The organism is Pseudomonas sp. ICMP 3272 (assembly GCF_001466905.1).
GTDB lineage: Bacteria > Pseudomonadota > Gammaproteobacteria > Pseudomonadales > Pseudomonadaceae > Aquipseudomonas > Aquipseudomonas amygdali.
In genome coordinates, this window is the sequence record NZ_LKEK01000104.1 from 1 (window position 1) to 2,904 (window position 2,904).

A 2,904-nucleotide genomic window follows, 5' to 3' on the forward strand; every position below is an offset into this window, starting at 1 on the left:
GGCGCATCAGGTTGTGATGGGCGAGCAAGGTGCCTTTCGGTTTTCCGGTCGAGCCGGAGGTGTAGATCACGTAGGCCAGGTTGTCTGGCGAGATCTGGTTGACCGGGTTTTCCGTGCTGTAACCGTCCAGCGCACCCGCCAGATCCAGTGNAAATGCGCCTGGGTCAGCAACAGTTCGATACCGCTGTCGTGCATCAGAAAGCTCAGGCGATCCTGCGGGTAATCCGGGTCCAGCGGCACGTATGCACCACCGGCCTTGAGGATCGCCAGCATTCCCACGATCATCTGCAGACTGCGTTCAGCGGCCAGCCCCACGCGAACATCCGGGCCAACGCCCTGCTCGCGCAATTTATGAGCCAGCTGGTTGGCTCGGCTGTTGAGCTGTTGATAGCTCAATTGCTCGGCACCGAAGCTCAGAGCGATGGCCAGCGGCGAGCGCTCGGCCTGAGTTTCAATGCGTTGATGGGCGCAATATTCACTTGGATAAACCGCAAGGTCGCGGTTCCAGTCGCGCAGGGTGTCTTGCCGCTCATCGACGCTCAACAGCGGCAGATCAGCGATGCGCTGGTTGACGTCGCGGCACATGCCGGTCAGCAGGTTGCGCCAATGCCCGGCCATGCGCTCGATGGTTGCGGCGTCAAACAGGTCGGTGGCGTAGGTCAACGAAGCGGCCAGGCCGTTCGGGCGTTCGCAGGTGTCCAGGGTCAGGTCGAACTGCGCGGTGTGTTTGTCGGACAGCTGATATTCCAGGCGCAGACCGGCCAGTTCGCGGGCCTCGTTGTGGCCTTCGCTCTGGTGGTTGTAGGCCACTTGAAACAGCGGGCTGCGGCTCAAGTCGCGCTGCGGTTGCAGGGCTTCGACCAGTTGTTCGAACGGCAGGTCTTGATGGGCCTGCGCCTCGACGGCAGTCTGCTTGATCTGTTGCAGCAACCCGGCCACGGTGGTTTGCGTATCGAAGTCGGCCTTGAGCACCTGGGTGTTGACGAAGAAACCGATCAGCCCCTGGGTTTCGCTGCGGGTGCGGTTGGCGACGGGCACGCCGACGCGTATATCGGCCTGACTGCTGTAGCGGTGCAACAAGGTCTGCAACGACGCCAGCAACAGCATGAACAGGGTGATGCCCTGCTGCCGCGCCAGAGTCTTGAGGTCGTTGAGCAGCGCGGCATCCAGCTCGACATTCAGTCGCGCTCCGTCGTAGCTGCGCAGCGCCGGGCGCGGTCGATCGGTGGGCAGCTCCAGAATCGGCTGCTGCTCGCCCAGCTGTTGCTTCCAGTACGCAAGCTGGCGCTCCTGCTCGCCCATTTCCAGCCAGTTGCGCTGCCAGAGGGCATAGTCGGCGTACTGGATCGGCAACGGCGTCAATTCGGCCTTGCGGCCCAGCGTGGCGGCCTGATAGCACTGCATCAGCTCGTCGACCATGATCGGCATCGACCAGCCATCGGAGACGATGTGGTGCTGGGTCAGCACCAGTACGTGCTCCTGCTCGCTCAGTTTGAGCAGCCTGACCCGCAACAGCGGCCCATGTTGCAGATCGAAGGGCTGTTGCACTTCCTGATCGACATAACGCTCGACCGTTTCGCCAGCCGCCAGTTGATCAACGTCTAGCGCAAACGGCGACGCCGGATGCACCACCTGCAACGCCTCGTCGCCCTGCTGTTCAAACGTGGTGCGCAGGGTTTCGTGACGCTCGATCAGGTGTTCGACGGTACGCCGTAATGCCTCGACATCCAGCGCGCCATGCAGGCGCAGCGCCAGCGGAATGTTGTAGGCCGCGCTGTGCGGTTCCAGTTGCCAGATGATCCATTGCCGCTGCTGCGCATAGGAGAGCGCAGACGGGGCCTGCGTCTCCCTTACAGCGATCGGCGTGACCCCGTAGAGATTCACCCCCTGGCGCTTGAGCAGGACCGCCAGCGCCTTGCGTTCACGGGCGGACAGCGATTTAACGGAGTCAAGCAACTGTTGCACTGGGGTCTCTCCTGCTAAGCAATCAAATTATCAATTTCCTCCGCTGATAAACGTTTGAGTGCCTCCAGTGATTTAGTCAATTCGTCCAGCGCATGGTCACTTTCGCCATTTTTTTCTTGCAGCGTGGCGCAGAAGTCCGCCAGCACCGGCTGTTCGAACAGGTCCTTGAGACCGACCTCGCGCTGCAACTGCTCACGTACTCGCACCAGCATCTGTACCGCCAGCAGCGAGTGGCCGCCGAGTTCGAAGAAGTTGTCGCTGCGCCCGACCTGCCCGACCTTGAGCACGTCACTCCAGACCGCCGCCAATTGTTCTTCCAGCTCGCCTTGCGGCGCGACATAGGCCACCTGCAACTGACCGGCATCCGGCGCAGGCAGCGCCTTGCGGTCCAGCTTGCCGTTGGCGGTCAGCGGCATCTTGTCGAGGACGATGAAATGCGTCGGCACCATGTAATCCGGCAGGTGCGCGCGGAGTTCGGTCTTCAGGGTTTCGCGCAGGCTTTGCTGATCGTGATCAGGCTGGGCTGGCACTAGATACGCGGCCAATTGCCCATCCACGGCCAGCACCATCACTTCGCGCACGGCCGGGTGCGCTTGCAGCCGCGCTTCGATTTCGCCCAGTTCGATGCGGAAGCCGCGAATCTTCACCTGATGGTCGATACGCCCGGCGTACTCGATCACTCCGGCAGCGCGATAACGGGCCAGGTCGCCGGTGCGGTACAGGCGACCGCCGTCGCTGGAGAACGGGTCCGGCACGAAGCGTTCGGCAGTCAGCGCCGCGCGATTGTGATAACCCCGCGCCAGACCCGCATGGCCGATGTGCAGTTCGCCGCTGCAGCCTTGGGCGACCGGGTTGAAATTCGCGTCCAACACGTACCACGACAAATCCGGGATCGCCTCGCCAATCGGGCTGGCCGGGTTTTGCGTGTCGGCCTCGGTT

General features: G+C 62.4%; 1 protein-coding gene and 1 pseudogene. Both read right to left on the reverse strand.

What is annotated here, in order from left to right; translation table 11 throughout:
• Positions 1-1,965, reverse strand: a pseudogene (locus tag AO068_RS24330) (condensation domain-containing protein); the annotation flags it as partial.
• Between the two features lie 14 nt (positions 1,966-1,979).
• Positions 1,980-2,904 (reverse strand): AMP-binding enzyme (locus tag AO068_RS24335; protein ID WP_152999768.1); only part of this gene is annotated, 925 nt, incomplete at its 5' end.